We start from the raw sequence: 14,361 nt of genomic DNA, 5'->3' as shown, positions 1-14,361 counted from the left end.
CTAAACCTTCAACAAAACATACCTATAAATAGTGATTTTACTTCAAAGGAATATTAATTAAAACCGAAGTTCCTTTGCCAAAGGTAGAATCTATTTCAAACGTTCCATTTAAATGCGAAATTCTTGTTTCTATTGAGGTAATACCCATTCCTTTTTTAGAGTCAATTGCGTTAGCATCAAAACCTTTTCCATCATCTTCAATAATAATTTGCAAATCATTATCATATAAAGAAATATTTATTGTGATATTTTTAGCCTCAGCATGTTTTAAAACATTGGTAATTAATTCTTGAATGATTCTAAAAGTGGTGATTTCTAAACTATTTTCTAAAGGTTTATCCAACCCAAAATCAATTACATCAATATTAATTTTATCTGCTACAGCTATTTTTTCTGCCATCATTTCTATTGCAGATAACAAACCTTGGTTTGCAATCACACCTGCATTTTTAGCGTGAGCAATACTTCTAACTTTTAAATAGGCCTCATCTATTAAGTTTTCTGTTTTATTAAATAACTCTTCTTGATTTATTTTCTTTTTTTCTTTATTCATTTGAAGATTCTCGAAATGTAATTTCAAAGTGGCTAGAACAGAACCTAAATTATCATGCAAATCTTCTGCAATTCTTTTCCGTTCTTTCTCTTGACCATCTACCATTGCATTTATAGTAGTTAATTCTTGTTCTTTTAAAAGTGTAAGATTTTTTTGTTTTTCGAGCTCTTTATCTTGTTCTAAAAGCTTTCTTTTTCTTTTAGAATTTTTAAGTGATAGTATTCCTATTGTTCCTGTAAATAATATAAATAGAAGAGAGCCTATTAAGAGGTTTCTATTTTTTATTCTTTTGCTTTCGGTTTCTAAATTTTCTTTTTCTAATTGTAAAATTTGCTTTTCTTTTTTTTCTGTTTGATATTTCTTATCTAAATCTGAAATAGCTATGTTCTGTGTTGTATTATTTAAACTATCTCTATAAGTATTATATTTTTCATAAGCTTCATAAGCTTTTTTATAGTCTCCAATCTCTTTATAACATTTTGCAAAATTATTATAAAGTATTTTGTAATATTTTAGTTTATAGGCAGTTGGTTCTATTTCTTTTGCTTTGTTTAGTAAAGCAATTGCTTTACTAAACTTTTTTTGTTGCTGAAAAAAAATTGCATAATTTATGTAGTTACCGAAAAGTAAGTTCTTATCATTCTTATTAACATTAGTTAAGGTTTTTTCAAAGAAAATTTTAGCTGAATCTGGCTTTTTTTTAGTGTATAAATATGCAAGATTTGCATAAATATTTGCTTTGTATTGCTTTAGTTTTGAGTTTTCTACAGTCTTAAGAGCTTTAAAATAATACATTCTAGATTTACTAATATTGTTGTTATCCCAATAATATTCAGCAAATCTATTATAGGCTTTTAAAAGTTTAAAAGAGTCACTTCTTTTTAATGCGTATTTATAATATTCGTCTAAATAGGGTTTAGCATCTTTATTTAAATTTGATTGTGATTCTATAAGTTCGAATAGTTCTAAATTACATTTTGCTATGCTATCTATATAGTTTATTTCTTTATAAATATTTAAAGATTTAATATAATTTTCATAAGCTAAAAAATGGCTATTTTTAAAATCATAATTTTTTGCTTGTTTAAAGTAATAGTACGCAGAATCTATTTTTTTTTTTTGGCTAAAAGAAAAACTACAAATCATCGATACAATTATAATTTGTAGTTTAAAATAGCTGTTTTTATTTAAGCGCATATTACGGACCGGGATTTATTACACCACCACCTTTATCTGAGGGTTCAAAATTATTTAGTTTAATTTTGTCTTCATATAAATCAAAATCTTTAATAAAAGATTTAATTTCTTCAATAGTTTTAGTTGCAATAGAATCGTCATTAATTATAATTACCTCAAGTTTATCATTTTTATTAAGTTTTAAGGACTCTCCTATAAAATTTGAAAATAATATTTTTTCTTCTAAAATAAAGTTTCCTAAAGTACCCTTGATAGAAACTGGGGTTTTGTCTGTAATTGTAATTAAAATTGCTTTTTTATTGTTAATTTGTATATTAAAAGCATTATAAATTCTGAAATCTTCATTAGCAACAGGTATTTTTAGTAAGACATACTCGTCTTTTATATTGAAATAACTTTCACCCTCTAAAACATCTAAGTTTTCTTTTTTTGCCTTTTCATATTTTTTTCTTTCACCAGTTAAAAATTTTCTAGGTTTTTTTTGAGGTTGCTCTACTTTCTTAATTTTTAGTTTTAACTCTTTTTCAATCTCCTTTTTATTTTTTTCGGAATTATTTTTACATGAAATAAGTAAAAATACTAAGCATGTTACAGCTAAAGCGGCTTGTTTAAATCTTATCATTTTGGTTTTTATTAATTTATTCAAATATCCTAAATATTCAAAACAATAATATACCTATAAATAGGTATATTTTCTCATTAAATGTAAACAAAAAACTACAAAGTAAAAATAGTTAGTAAAACCCCTAAAAGAATTGCAATAAACTTTTGCAAATTAAACTTATGGTTTTCAGTAGTTTCAAAAAGTATAATGGTAGATATGTGCAGAAAAACACCAATAATTAAAGCAGTAATTTCTGTTGAATAAGTATTAAAAAATAAAATTTTATCACCTAAAAATATCCCTAAAGGACTCATTATTGCAAAAAAGGATAGAAATAAAAAAACTGTTTTCTTTGAATAATTGGTATGCAATAAAAAAGTTGTTAAAACAATTGCAATTGGTATTTTATGTACAACAATTGCCCATAATAAATTATCATCTGCATGATGAATTGGTAAACCTTCTGAAAAAGCATGTAAACACAAACTTAAAAAAAGTAAAGTCGGAAATTTTTTTCCATCTGAATGAATATGAATATGCCCATGTTCAGCACCTTTAGAAAAAGACTCTAAAACGGATTGTAAAATAATTCCTACCAAAATAAATATTCCAACTACAGTATCATCAGAATTAATAGTGTAAACATCTGGTAACAAATGTAAAATGGTAACAGATAAAAGGTAAGCTCCACTAAAGGCTAATAATAACCTTACAATTTTGTTACTTGGTTTTATAATAAAAACCAATGCAGCACCTAACAAAACTGATAAAATTAAAAGTATATAACTCATTATTTTGCCACTAAAATTAAACGATTAGAATTTTCAGAATCAAAATCATTTAGTTTATAATCTCCAAAAATATGCATAATAGTAAACCCAACTTTATTAAAATAGGAAGTCATTTTATCTAAATCTAAAAACTTTACACGTTCTGTAAAAGAATGCTGTTTATCATCAGCAAAAAAAGAAATATGTTTTAATATAAATCCGTTTTTAATTTCTCTTTTAATATGAAACGTAATACCATCTACAACTTTAGTTTCTTTAGCAACTAAATTAGCTTTTACTTTATTAGCGTTTAAGAAATCAAAAATAAAAAGACCATGATTTGTCAACCCATTTTTTATGTTTTGAAGTATTAAAATATCTTCAGCATCATCTTCAAAATAACCGAAACTTGTAAACAAATTAAAAACAGCATTGTATTTGTTTTTAAACGGCTTTCTCATGTCATGTACTTTAAAAGTCAACCTATCATTTTCAAACTTTTTAGCCGATTTTATGCTGTTTTCAGACAAATCACCTCCAGTAACTTTGTATCCTAAAGAATTTAAAAATACAGCATGACGTCCTTTGCCACAAGGCAAATCTAAAATATGAGTAGTTTTAGGTAACTCTAAAAACACAGTTATATTTTTCATAAATAACTGAGCATCAGAAGTGTTCCTGTCTTTATATAGCGTATGATAATAAGGCGTGTTAAACCAATCTTCAAACCAATTTTTAGTATCCATAGGTCAATTGAGTCTGTAAAAGTAATCAAATCTTAGGATTCTTAAAATGAATTTTTCACAAACTCATACTTCTAAAAACAAACTATTAATTTCAAACAATAAAACGTACTTTTGCAATCAATTTTTACAACTATGGATAAGGATTTTAAAATGACAGCAACAACACTTTTTGGTTTAGAAGGTGTATTGGCAAAAGAACTGAAAGATTTAGGTGCACAAGACATCAAAGAAGGCATAAGAAGTGTTTCTTTTCGTGGCGACAAAGGTTTTATGTACAAAGCAAATATTGCTTTAAGAACTGCTGTTAGAGTTTTAAAACCAATAAAAACTTGTAAAATTTATGATGAAGAAGATTTGTACGAGGCAATTCAAAAAATTAAGTGGGAAAATTATTTAGATGCTGCAGGTACTTTTGCAATTGGAGCAGTTGTAAATTCTAAAAACTTTACATCAAACTCTCATTATATTTCCTTAAAATCTAAAGATGCCATTGCCGATTATTTTCGTCATAAATATAGTAAAAGACCTAATGTAGATTTAGATTATCCAGACCTAAAAATTCACATTCATATTCATAAAGATTGGTTAACTGTTTCTTTAGATTCTTCTGGAGATTCTTTGCATAAAAGAGGCTATAGAACAGCAACAAATATTGCACCAATTAACGAAGTTTTGGCAGCTGGTATGGTTTTATTATCTGGTTATACAGGTGATGAAAACTTTATAGACCCAATGTGTGGCTCTGGAACTATTTTAATTGAAGCAGCAATGATTGCCAACAATATTCCTGCAAATATCAACAGGAAACTTTTTGCTTTTGAAAACTGGAAAGATTATGATGAGGAATTGTACTTTGTAATTCAAGATTCTTTGTTGAAAAAAATAAGATCTTCTCATTTTAAAATAATGGGTTTTGACAAAGCACCATCTGCAGTTCAAAAAGCACAAGCAAATGTAGAAAGCGCAAATTTAGATGAATTTATAGGTGTGCATCATGTAAACTTTTTCAACTCTAAAAAAGAAGTTTTTGGTAACACTACTATTTTGTTTAATCCACCTTATGGTGAGCGTTTAAATATAGATACGCACGAATTTTATAAGAAAATTGGTGATACTTTAAAACACAATTACCCAGGTTCTACAGCTTGGTTAATTACTTCAGATACAGATGCTTTAAAATCTGTAGGTTTAAGAACATCAAAAAGAATTGCACTTAAAAACGGTGACTTAAATTGTAAATTTGTAAAATACGAATTGTATGAAGGAACACGTAAATTTAAAAAACGAAATAACGACGAAGAAGAATAGTTTTTTCTAAAATAATTTTTGAGTTTCGCTAACGTGTTTGTGTATGTTTCAGTTGCTTGGTTTAAGCAACTAATTTAGTAAATAATTACAGACAAAGAAAATCCGCGAGGATTTTCGTAAGTGAGCAAAAAGAGCAAGCAATTAATTTTGTACGGTGTTGTAAATTGTTTTAATATTAGTTTCTAATTTAATTATTTAGTCGGACCTACCATATGAGTATGTTACAAAACGATTATCTTGATTTTCCTCAATAATAAATGAATCGTGTTTTCCATCGTTAGCCAGAGAAAAAGATATCCAAGATGTTTTTTCCAAATTGTCATACTCAACGCTTCCATTTGGTCTTTCATAAAAAGATCCTGTAATTGTAATTTTACCTTCTAAAATTTCACTCACTACACATTCATTATTAGAATTTAGTGAATAAACTTTTTGTTTGAATCTGCCGTTTGAGGTAATTTCAAAATCATTTGGACTGTTAGTGGCATCATTATTACTTGAACTATTCGTGCATATTTCCTCTAATGAATTGGAAATATAGGAAAGTCTAAAATTACCACTAAAATCAGCTAAACCAGCAATCTCATTACCATCATCATTTGAGCAAGATGATAAAATTAAAAGTCCGATTAAAATTCCGTAAAATAATTTCATTTTTTTCATTAGTTATATTTGGTTTTAATTGTTTACAACTACGAATATGACGTCGTTTTTAATGACTTAGATTCGTAGTCAGCGAAGTTCGTTTTTTTAAAGGAGAAAGTCAATAATAAAAACACCTGTTTTTATAAAAAGGATGTTTTTGCATCAAAAACAAAAAAAATCATGTTCAAGTCTTTCTGCATCAGGTAATTTTCAATCTTATAAAAAAACATAAATTTTCTTTATTTTTTCAGTTTTCAGAAGTTACATTGTTTATAAATTTCTAATGACCATGTAGCGAATTTTACGTAGTTTTGGTTTGTAAAAAATCATTGAGAATGTCAGTTCAAGTGATTTCGATTTTTACATCGAAATTACATTTAGAATATTTAAGTTTAAGACTTCTCGATTCAGTTTTTTTCATTGCAACCGAAAAAACCACACGAAGTGACACAGCACTTTATAAACGTTATATTACCAATTCCATTACAGAAAACATTTACGTATGCTGTAACCGAAGAAGAAGCAAATTTCTTACAAAAAGGAATGCGTGTAGCAGTTTCTTTCGGAAAAACTAAAATGTACACAGCTTTGGTTTTTGAAATTCACACAACTGCACCAACTTTATATGAGGCAAAAGAAATCAATCAAATTTTAGATGAAAAACCAATTGTAAACGAGCAACAATTAAAACATTGGAGCTGGATTGCACAATATTATATGTGTTCATTAGGTGATGTGTATAGAGCTTCTTTACCATCAGCTTTTTTGTTAGAAAGTGAAACTATTGTGTATAAAAACGAAGCGTTTACAGAAGAAACCATTTTAGATGATGATGAGTTTCTTATTTTTGAGGCGCTTCAACATCAATCGCAATTAACCATACATCAAGTTGCAGATATTTTAGGCAAAAAAAAAGTAATGCCTATTGTAAATGAGTTGATTAAAAAATCGGCAATTTACATCAAAGAAGAAATTTACGAACAATACAAGCCAAAATTGGTAAAATATGTTCGTTTGCATACGTCATATAATTCAGATGCATCTTTAAATACACTGTTAGAAGAATTATCAAGAGCCAAAAAACAACGTGATGCAGTATTAACATATTTTCAACTCTCAACTTCTAAAAAACCAATTAAAGCAAAAGATTTAGAAGAAAATGCAAATGTTTCTTCGGCTATTTTAAAATCTTTGGTAGATAAAAATATCTTTGAATTTTATCACATACAAACAGATAGAATTTCTTTTAAAGGAGATACAAACGATTTAAAAAAGTTAAACGAATTTCAAGAAGTTGCTTTAAAAGAAATTAAAGAAACTTTTAAGGAAAAAGATGTAACCCTTTTTCATGGAATTACCAGTTCTGGAAAAACAGAAGTATATACAAAATTAATACAAGAAGTTTTAGATGCTGGCAAACAAGTATTGTTTTTGTTACCAGAAATTGCATTAACTACTCAAATAATTACCCGTTTACAATTTTATTTTGGCAATCAAATTTCCGTATTTCATTCAAAATACTCTATGAACGAAAGAGTAGAAGTGTGGAATAATGTGTTGGAAAACAAATCGAAAGCACAAATAATTTTAGGCGCTCGTTCTTCTATATTTTTACCTTTTTCTAATTTGGGTTTAATAGTGGTTGATGAAGAGCATGAAACTTCTTACAAACAATTTGAACCTTCACCAAGATACAATGCACGTGATGCTGCAATTGTTTTATCGAACATTCATAAAGCGAAAATATTATTAGGGTCTGCAACTCCATCTTTAGAAAGTTATTTTAATGCCAAACAAGAAAAGTATGGTTTTGTTGAATTAAATAGGCGTCATGGAAATGTACAATTACCAAAAATAGAGTTGATTGATGTGAAAGAAAAGCATAGAAAAAAGGAAATGAAAGGTCATTTTTCTGATAGAATGCTCAAATTAATACAAGAAGCTTTAGACGAAAAAGAACAAGTTATTTTATTTCAAAACAGAAGAGGATTTTCACCTGTGGTAGAATGTAAAACTTGTGGAGTGTCACCTCAATGTCCTAATTGCGATGTTTCTTTAACATATCATAAATTTAGAAATGAATTACGATGTCATTATTGCAATTACCAACGTGCAATGCCAAATTCTTGTGGTGCTTGCGGAAGCAATACGTTAGATACCAAAGGTTTTGGTACAGAACAAATTGAGCTAGAATTAAAAGAGTTGTTTCCCGATTTTAACATCGGAAGAATGGATTTAGATACGACTCGTGGAAAATTTGGTTATCAAAAAATAATTGGTGCTTTTGAAGCTCGAGAAATAGATATTTTAGTAGGAACTCAAATGTTATCTAAAGGTTTAGATTTTGATAATGTTTCTTTGGTAGGAATTCTAAATGCAGACGCTATGTTGAATTTTCCAGATTTTAGAGCACATGAAAGAGCGTATCAACTAATGGTACAAGTTTCTGGTAGAGCTGGAAGAAGCAAAAAACAAGGAAATGTAGCCATACAAACCTACAACCCTTATCATCAAATATTGCAACAAGTTTCTACAACCAATTATACAGAAATGTATAAAGAACAGTTGCAAGAACGTTGGCAATACAAATATCCACCTTATTATAGGTTGATAAAAATTACTTTAAAACATAAAGATTATAATAAAGTTGATTCAGGCATTAATTGGTTGTTTAAAGCACTACACAATTCTTTTGGCGAACATGTTTTAGGGCCAACTGCGCCTGCAGTTTCCAGAATTCGGAATCAATATATTAAGAATTTAGTAATTAAAATTCCTCCAAAACAATCTTTGTCAAATACAAAAGCACAAATTACCAAGATTAAAAATACGTTTGAAGCTGTAAAAGATTTTAGACCCATTCGTTTTATTGTTGATGTGGATGCTTATTAGGAAATAGTTATTAGTTTTTGGTTGATAGTTTTTAGTTCACTCTTTTTCAAAAGCAGAAATTTTATATGCTTTTTTATGTAATTTATTAAATAATAAACTTTCATCAATATTTTTAAATAAATGAAATTCTTCAATTAAAGGTTTAAATTTTTGTTTACCATTTTCATGTAAGCAATTATAAAAAATCAAAATTTGCTCATAACTAGATAATTGTGACCTTAAAAAAGATGCGTATTGTTTTTTGTTTTTATATCTGATGACTTTATAAATTTTATTATATGATAAACAGTTCTAAAATAATTACTTAAATCACTTACATAATTATTATAAAAAAATGTATATCCTACTAAAATTTCTTTATTACTAACTTTATTGCCATTATTCAAACTTCTCTTATAATCTTCAATTGTTTCTTTTAAATTTTCAAATAGTAATTTGAAACAATCTCTTCCTGTTTCTGATTTTAGATGAGTTTTTATATCCATTGAATGGACTATTCCATTATACAGATTTATTAATTGAAAAAAAGTGTTTTCAAATTTTTGTACCCTCAAAGTCTCATTTTGAAACTTCATTTCTGCTTTTTGACCTGCTAATTCAAGTCTTGTGTATTTTACTTCTAATTGACTGTACATTATTTCTAATTGTTGGTTTAGAAGCTGTTGTTTTTGTCCAAGAAAAGCAACATAAATAAAGAACAAACCTGCTAAAGACCAGATTGAGGCAACAGAACCAGATAAAAAAATCGCCTAATAAATTTAATTCAAAAGTTTTACTATCAACAGAAAAAGCAAAATAAATTGAAGAAACAATTATTAAAAATATTCCGAAGAAAACAAATCCCCAAGCCCAGTTGGTAAATATTCTAATTTTAGAATCAAGTTTAGATAAATCAATTTCAATTTTAGATTGTCTTTCTTCAATTCTATTTTTAGAATCTTCAATTTCTTTTTCAATATTCATAGCATAATTTTCAATAAATTTACCAACTAAAAACCATCAACCAAAAACTAATAACAAATTTATTTTTTCTTCCCAAGCAACCTTTTTTAAACTTTGGTAGTCTATATATTTGTAAGGCACTAAAAACAGAAACAAGAGGCTTGAAAATTATTAAATTACATAACGAGAAGTCGCTCATTAAAAAAGCGACAAACAACAACAGAGAAGCGCAAAAACAATTGTTTGAGCAGCATTCACCTAAAATGTTAAGCGTTTGTAGGCAATATGTAAAAGATTTACATCATGCAGAAGATTTACTATTACAAGGTTTCTTAAAAGTTTTTACCAACTTACATAAGTTCAAACACGAAGGTAGTTTTGAAGGTTGGATTCGTAGAATCATGGTAAATACCTGTATTTCTTATCTCCGTAAAAAAAATGTAGTCGATTTATCTGACGAAGAGTATGTTTTTAATGATTCTGCAACAGAAAGTTTAGAAAATACTTCTGTAGAAGATATTCAGAAACTGATAGATCAATTACCAGAAGGTTACAAAATGGTGTTTAATTTATACGCCATAGAAGGTTATAAACATCAGGAAATTGCCAGCAAATTAGGCATTTCTGAAAGTACATCAAAATCGCAATTATTTAAAGCACGTAAATTATTGCAACAGCATTACATAACAATGAATAAAACAATTCATGAAAACAAATAATATAGATAAAAACGTAAAAGAAAAACTAGCAAATAGAGTTTTTCAACCATCAGCTTCTGCTTGGGAACGTTTGTCTACACAACTAGATGAACAACCAAAGCAAAAAAAGAAAGCTTGGTTTTTTTATATAGGCTATGCAGCAAGTATTTTGGCATTAATTTCTGTAGGAATTTATTTATTTTCTAATGATGATAAAATGGTAAATCCAAAACAAATTATTGTAGATGAAATTATTGATACCACTACTATCAAAAACAAAATTGATGAAATTTTTAATGAAGTTCCAGTTGAAAAAGCCATTGTTAAAAACGAGAATACTGAAGAAAAGCAGCTTAATAAAAAAGTAAAAATTAACAAAAGAGTTATTTCTAAAGATCAAACTCCATCAAAAAATGCAATCGCAAAAAATGAGATTTTAAATCAAGATGCTTTAAACGAAGTTAAAAATTTAGATGAAACCTTATTAGAACAAGAAAAATCTATAAAAAAAATAAACAATAGCAGCATTAAAGTAAATAGTGAAGATTTATTATATGCAGTAACCCATTCAGAAAGTGAAGTAAAAAAATATTATGCAAAAAATGATATTACCAGAGAAGAAGTTTTAAAAACGATTCAAATAGAGCTCAAAAAATCGAATTTAAAAGTAAACCCTGAAACTATTTTAGCGGAAGTAGAAAGTACAATTAGTGACGATGTTTTTCAGAATAATTTCTTAAAATCATTAAAACGAAGAGTCACAGATATTGCCTCTGCAATTGCAAGTAGAAACGATTAATTTTTGCAAATAAACCCAAGTTTAAAATTAACAATACAAAACATAAAAAAAATGAAAAAAATATTACTAATACTCGTACTTTTTGTAGCTACAATAGCTACAGCTCAAGAAAAAACTTTCGAAAAAGAAGTTCGAAAAATTTCTAAAAGAATCGAAATGATTACAAAAAATCAAAAAGATTCTTTAAAAATGAAAGTAATTGAAATCGATAAAAGATTAGAAAAAGGAGAAATATCAAAAGCAACAGCAGAAAGCTTAAAAAAAGATGCTGCAACATACCATGCAAACCAAATTGAAATAAAAGTAAGTGAACAAGAACGTTTATTACAGCTTTTAGTACAAGATAAAACCAATGGAAAAATTGTAAGTGCTACAGACGATGATTTAACAGGAGACGAAATTAATACATTTACAGTAGGTAACAAAACATTTCGTTTTACCGTAAATGATGATGATAATAAAAAAGATTATGATGTTAAACGAAAAGAAAGAAGAAGAAAAAGACAAAAAAGAAAAACTACAAGTCAGTTTGTATTTGCAATGGGTGCAAATAATGTTTTAACAGACAACGATTTTGGTTCTTTAAACGATTCTGAATATCAATTCTGGAGATCACGTTTTTACGAGTTAGGTTTTACTTGGAAAACTCGTTTCACAAAAGAAGCTTCTCAGTTATATTTTAAATATGGTGTATCTTTTCTATGGAACAATTTACGATTAGAAAACAACCAATACCATGTAAAAAATGGAGATATGACTGAAATTCAAACATTTCCAGAAAACCTTACAGAAAGTAGGTTACGTCATGTACAAATGAATTTTCCAATGCATTTAGAATGGGATTTATCAAAAAATAAAAAATACGACGATGGATTTGTATATGACAGAACCAACCAATCTGTACGATTAGGAATAGGAGGGTTTGTAGGTTTTAAATTAGGTACAAGACAGTATTTAGAATATGATGACTCTAATGATGTAGAAATAAAACAAATTCAATATGACAACTTTAATATGAACACCATAAATTACGGTTTAAGTGCTTATGTTGGTTATAGATCTACAAGTTTATATGTAAAATACGATTTAAATCCATTATTTAAAGACACAGAAATAAGAAATATTTCCATGGGAATTCGTTTAGATTTGAATTAAAAAAGAATTAAAAAAGAATTTAAAAATAATAAAAGTCAGACTCAGAAGTCTGACTTTTATGTTTTATATAAATTACAAAGCAAATTATAATTATTAGTAATATTATTATGGATTAAATTTATAAAATCATAAAAATTAGCTGAAATGATTTTTTAAGTATTAGTTTATAAATAAAGAGTGTAAATTTATAAGCTTAAAATATCTAATTTAAGTAATATGAAAATCGGGATTCCAAAGGAAATAAAAAATAATGAAAGTCGAGTAGGTATGACACCTGCAGGTGTTTTTGAACTTACAAAAAAAAATCATACAGTTTATGTACAATCCAGTGCAGGTGAAGGAAGTGGTTTTTTTGATAAAAATTATCTAGAAGTAGGTGCAATTATTTTACCAACTATTGAAGAAGTTTATAGTGAAAGCGAAATGATTGTAAAAGTAAAAGAACCAATTGCAGAAGAATATTCTTTAATTAAAAAAAATCAAATTGTCTTTACATATTTTCATTTTGCATCTAGTGAAGCTTTAACAAAAGCAATGATTAAAAGTAAATCTATTTGCATTGCCTACGAAACTGTAGAAGATGAAGAAGGTACTTTACCATTACTAACACCAATGTCTGAAGTAGCTGGAAGAATGGCAATACAGCAAGGAGCAAAATATTTAGAAAAACCTGTAAAAGGGCGAGGTATTTTATTAGGAGGTGTTCCAGGAGTTACTCCCGGAAAAGTTTTAATTTTAGGTGCAGGAGTTGTAGGAGTTCAAGCAGCAAAAATGGCTGCAGGTTTAGGAGCTCATGTAACTATTATGGATATTAATATGAAACGTTTACGTTACGTGAATGATGTTCTACCAAATCATGTAATTACTGCTTTTTCTAGTGAATATAGTATTAGGCAGCTTATTAAAACACACGATTTAATTGTTGGTGGTGTTTTAGTAAAAGGTGGAAAAGCACCAAAATTAATTACCAAAGACATGTTAAAGGAAATGAGACCAGGAACTGTTGTTGTAGATGTTGCAGTAGATCAAGGAGGTTGTTTTGAAACTACCAAACCTACAACTCATCAAGATCCTACTTATATTATAGACGATGTTGTACACTATTGTGTTGCAAATATGCCAGGGGCAGTTCCTTATACATCTACAATAGCATTAACCAATGTTACTTTACCATATATTTTAAAATTAGCAAATCTTGGTTGGGAAAAAGCTTGTAAGTTAGATGAAAGTTTAAATAAAGGCCTTAATATTGTTAAAGGAGAAGTAGTTTATAATGAAATAAATGAAGCTTTTAACTTAAATTAAAACGATATTTAAAGAAAAAACATTTTTAATTTATTTAGTGTAGATTATGAAAAAGTCACTATATTTGCACCCTTAAAAATAAACATTAAATAATTAATTTATGAATCATTACGAAACTGTTTTCATTTTGAATCCCGTTTTATCTGATACTCAGATAAAGGAGACAGTACAAAAGTTCGAAGATTATTTAGTTTCTAAAGGAGCTGAAATGATCTCAAAAGAAGATTGGGGCTTAAAAAAATTAGCTTACCCAATTCAAAAGAAAAAAAGTGGCTTTTATCACTTATTTGAGTACAAAGTTGCTGGTGAAGAAATTGCAGCGTTTGAATTAGAATTTAGAAGAGATGATAGCGTTATGCGTTACCTATCTGTTAGATTAGACAAACATGCAGCTGCTTGGGCAGAAAAAAGAAGAGAACGTGTTAAATCTACAAAAAAATAAGAAATGGCATCAATAGAACAACAAGCAAAAGGTGGTAAATCTGCTGACGTTAGATATTTAACGCCATTAGATATAGACACTAAAAAAGAAGCTAAATACTGTAGATTCAAGAAGAAAGGTATCAAATATATCGATTATAAAGATGCAGACTTCTTAATGTATTTAGTAAACGAACAAGGTAAAATTTTACCAAGACGTTTAACAGGAACATCATTAAAATATCAACGTAAAGTTGCGCAAGCAATTAAAAGGTCACGTCATCTAGCGTTAATGCCTTATGTTGGAGATTTACTAAAATAATAAAG

At 27.8% G+C, this 14,361-nt stretch carries 16 protein-coding genes; 8 read left to right on the top strand and 8 right to left on the bottom strand.

Features of this window, described 5'->3' with window-relative positions; genetic code table 11:
* Positions 1–37 precede the first annotated feature (37 nt).
* The 4 genes from FDT66_RS04975 to FDT66_RS04960 form a co-directional block, all read right to left on the bottom strand.
* Positions 38–1,699, bottom strand: a complete 1,662-nt coding sequence (locus tag FDT66_RS04975) for a tetratricopeptide repeat-containing sensor histidine kinase (protein WP_171032317.1) — start codon at positions 1,697–1,699, stop codon at positions 38–40.
* A gap of 52 nt (positions 1,700–1,751) precedes the next feature.
* A complete protein-coding gene (locus tag FDT66_RS04970; RefSeq protein ID WP_138535049.1) occupies positions 1,752–2,372 on the bottom strand; it encodes a hypothetical protein in 621 nt (206 codons plus the stop codon).
* Positions 2,373–2,467: 95 nt separating this feature from the next.
* Entirely contained in the window at positions 2,468–3,145 is a 678-nt protein-coding gene (locus FDT66_RS04965) for a ZIP family metal transporter (protein WP_138535048.1), read from the bottom strand.
* Positions 3,145–3,870 (bottom strand): class I SAM-dependent DNA methyltransferase, encoded by a 726-nt coding sequence (locus tag FDT66_RS04960; protein WP_138535047.1) that lies wholly within the window; start codon positions 3,868–3,870, stop codon positions 3,145–3,147. The genes FDT66_RS04965 and FDT66_RS04960 overlap by 1 nt, the downstream gene beginning before the upstream one ends.
* 132 nt (positions 3,871–4,002) lie before the next feature.
* Between FDT66_RS04960 and FDT66_RS04955 the strand changes: the two genes are divergently transcribed.
* On the top strand, positions 4,003–5,178 hold the full coding sequence (locus FDT66_RS04955; RefSeq protein ID WP_138535046.1) for a THUMP domain-containing class I SAM-dependent RNA methyltransferase: 1,176 nt from the start codon (positions 4,003–4,005) through the stop codon (positions 5,176–5,178).
* A 195-nt stretch (positions 5,179–5,373) separates the two neighbouring features.
* Here the strand turns inward: FDT66_RS04955 and FDT66_RS04950 are convergent, their stop codons facing one another.
* Positions 5,374–5,832: a hypothetical protein gene (locus FDT66_RS04950; RefSeq protein ID WP_138535045.1), complete on the bottom strand. Its 459-nt coding sequence runs from the start codon at positions 5,830–5,832 to the stop codon at positions 5,374–5,376.
* Between the two features lie 435 nt (positions 5,833–6,267).
* Between FDT66_RS04950 and priA the strand changes: the two genes are divergently transcribed.
* Positions 6,268–8,715 carry a replication restart helicase PriA gene (gene priA / locus FDT66_RS04945; protein ID WP_171032316.1) on the top strand — a complete coding sequence of 816 codons (2,448 nt, stop codon included), beginning with the start codon at positions 6,268–6,270 and terminating at the stop codon, positions 8,713–8,715.
* Positions 8,716–8,751: 36 nt separating this feature from the next.
* On the opposite strand, the gene FDT66_RS14280 is transcribed toward priA, so the two are convergent.
* Genes FDT66_RS14280 through FDT66_RS04930 form a run of 3 tightly spaced genes read right to left on the bottom strand, consistent with a single transcriptional unit; the run spans position 8,752 to position 9,678 of the window.
* Complete coding sequence (locus FDT66_RS14280; protein WP_394347924.1) at positions 8,752–8,973, bottom strand: putative phage abortive infection protein; 222 nt, start codon at positions 8,971–8,973, stop codon at positions 8,752–8,754.
* On the bottom strand, positions 8,934–9,350 hold the full coding sequence (locus FDT66_RS04935; RefSeq protein WP_138535044.1) for a putative phage abortive infection protein: 417 nt from the start codon (positions 9,348–9,350) through the stop codon (positions 8,934–8,936). Before FDT66_RS04935 ends, FDT66_RS14280 begins: the two co-directional genes overlap by 40 nt.
* The gene (locus FDT66_RS04930; protein ID WP_138535043.1) at positions 9,313–9,678 is read right to left on the bottom strand and encodes a hypothetical protein; all 366 of its coding nucleotides are present in this window, start codon (positions 9,676–9,678) and stop codon (positions 9,313–9,315) included. The genes FDT66_RS04935 and FDT66_RS04930 overlap by 38 nt, the downstream gene beginning before the upstream one ends.
* A 140-nt stretch (positions 9,679–9,818) precedes the next feature.
* On the opposite strand from FDT66_RS04930, the gene FDT66_RS04925 reads away from it, so the two are divergent.
* The 6 genes from FDT66_RS04925 to rpsR all read left to right on the top strand — a co-directional run bounded on the left by FDT66_RS04925 (position 9,819) and on the right by rpsR (position 14,356).
* Positions 9,819–10,376, top strand: coding sequence for an RNA polymerase sigma factor (locus FDT66_RS04925; RefSeq protein WP_138535042.1), 558 nt, complete (start codon positions 9,819–9,821; stop codon positions 10,374–10,376).
* Positions 10,363–11,154 carry a hypothetical protein gene (locus tag FDT66_RS04920; protein WP_138535041.1) on the top strand — a complete coding sequence of 264 codons (792 nt, stop codon included), beginning with the start codon at positions 10,363–10,365 and terminating at the stop codon, positions 11,152–11,154. Before FDT66_RS04925 ends, FDT66_RS04920 begins: the two co-directional genes overlap by 14 nt.
* A 51-nt stretch (positions 11,155–11,205) precedes the next feature.
* Positions 11,206–12,309, top strand: a complete 1,104-nt coding sequence (locus tag FDT66_RS04915) for a hypothetical protein (RefSeq protein WP_138535040.1) — start codon at positions 11,206–11,208, stop codon at positions 12,307–12,309.
* Between the two features lie 216 nt (positions 12,310–12,525).
* Entirely contained in the window at positions 12,526–13,614 is a 1,089-nt protein-coding gene (gene ald, locus FDT66_RS04910) for an alanine dehydrogenase (RefSeq protein ID WP_138535039.1), read from the top strand.
* Positions 13,615–13,714: 100 nt separating this feature from the next.
* Positions 13,715–14,056, top strand: a complete 342-nt coding sequence (rpsF, locus tag FDT66_RS04905; protein ID WP_138535038.1) for a 30S ribosomal protein S6 — start codon at positions 13,715–13,717, stop codon at positions 14,054–14,056.
* A gap of 3 nt (positions 14,057–14,059) precedes the next feature.
* Positions 14,060–14,356, top strand: coding sequence for a 30S ribosomal protein S18 (gene rpsR / locus FDT66_RS04900; RefSeq protein WP_026777666.1), 297 nt, complete (start codon positions 14,060–14,062; stop codon positions 14,354–14,356).
* Positions 14,357–14,361: the final 5 nt, after the last annotated feature.

Source organism: Polaribacter aestuariivivens, from assembly GCF_005885675.1.
Classification (GTDB): domain Bacteria; phylum Bacteroidota; class Bacteroidia; order Flavobacteriales; family Flavobacteriaceae; genus Polaribacter; species Polaribacter aestuariivivens.
Note: the sequence above shows the minus strand (reverse complement) of the source record. Positions and strands in the feature narration are given on the sequence as shown.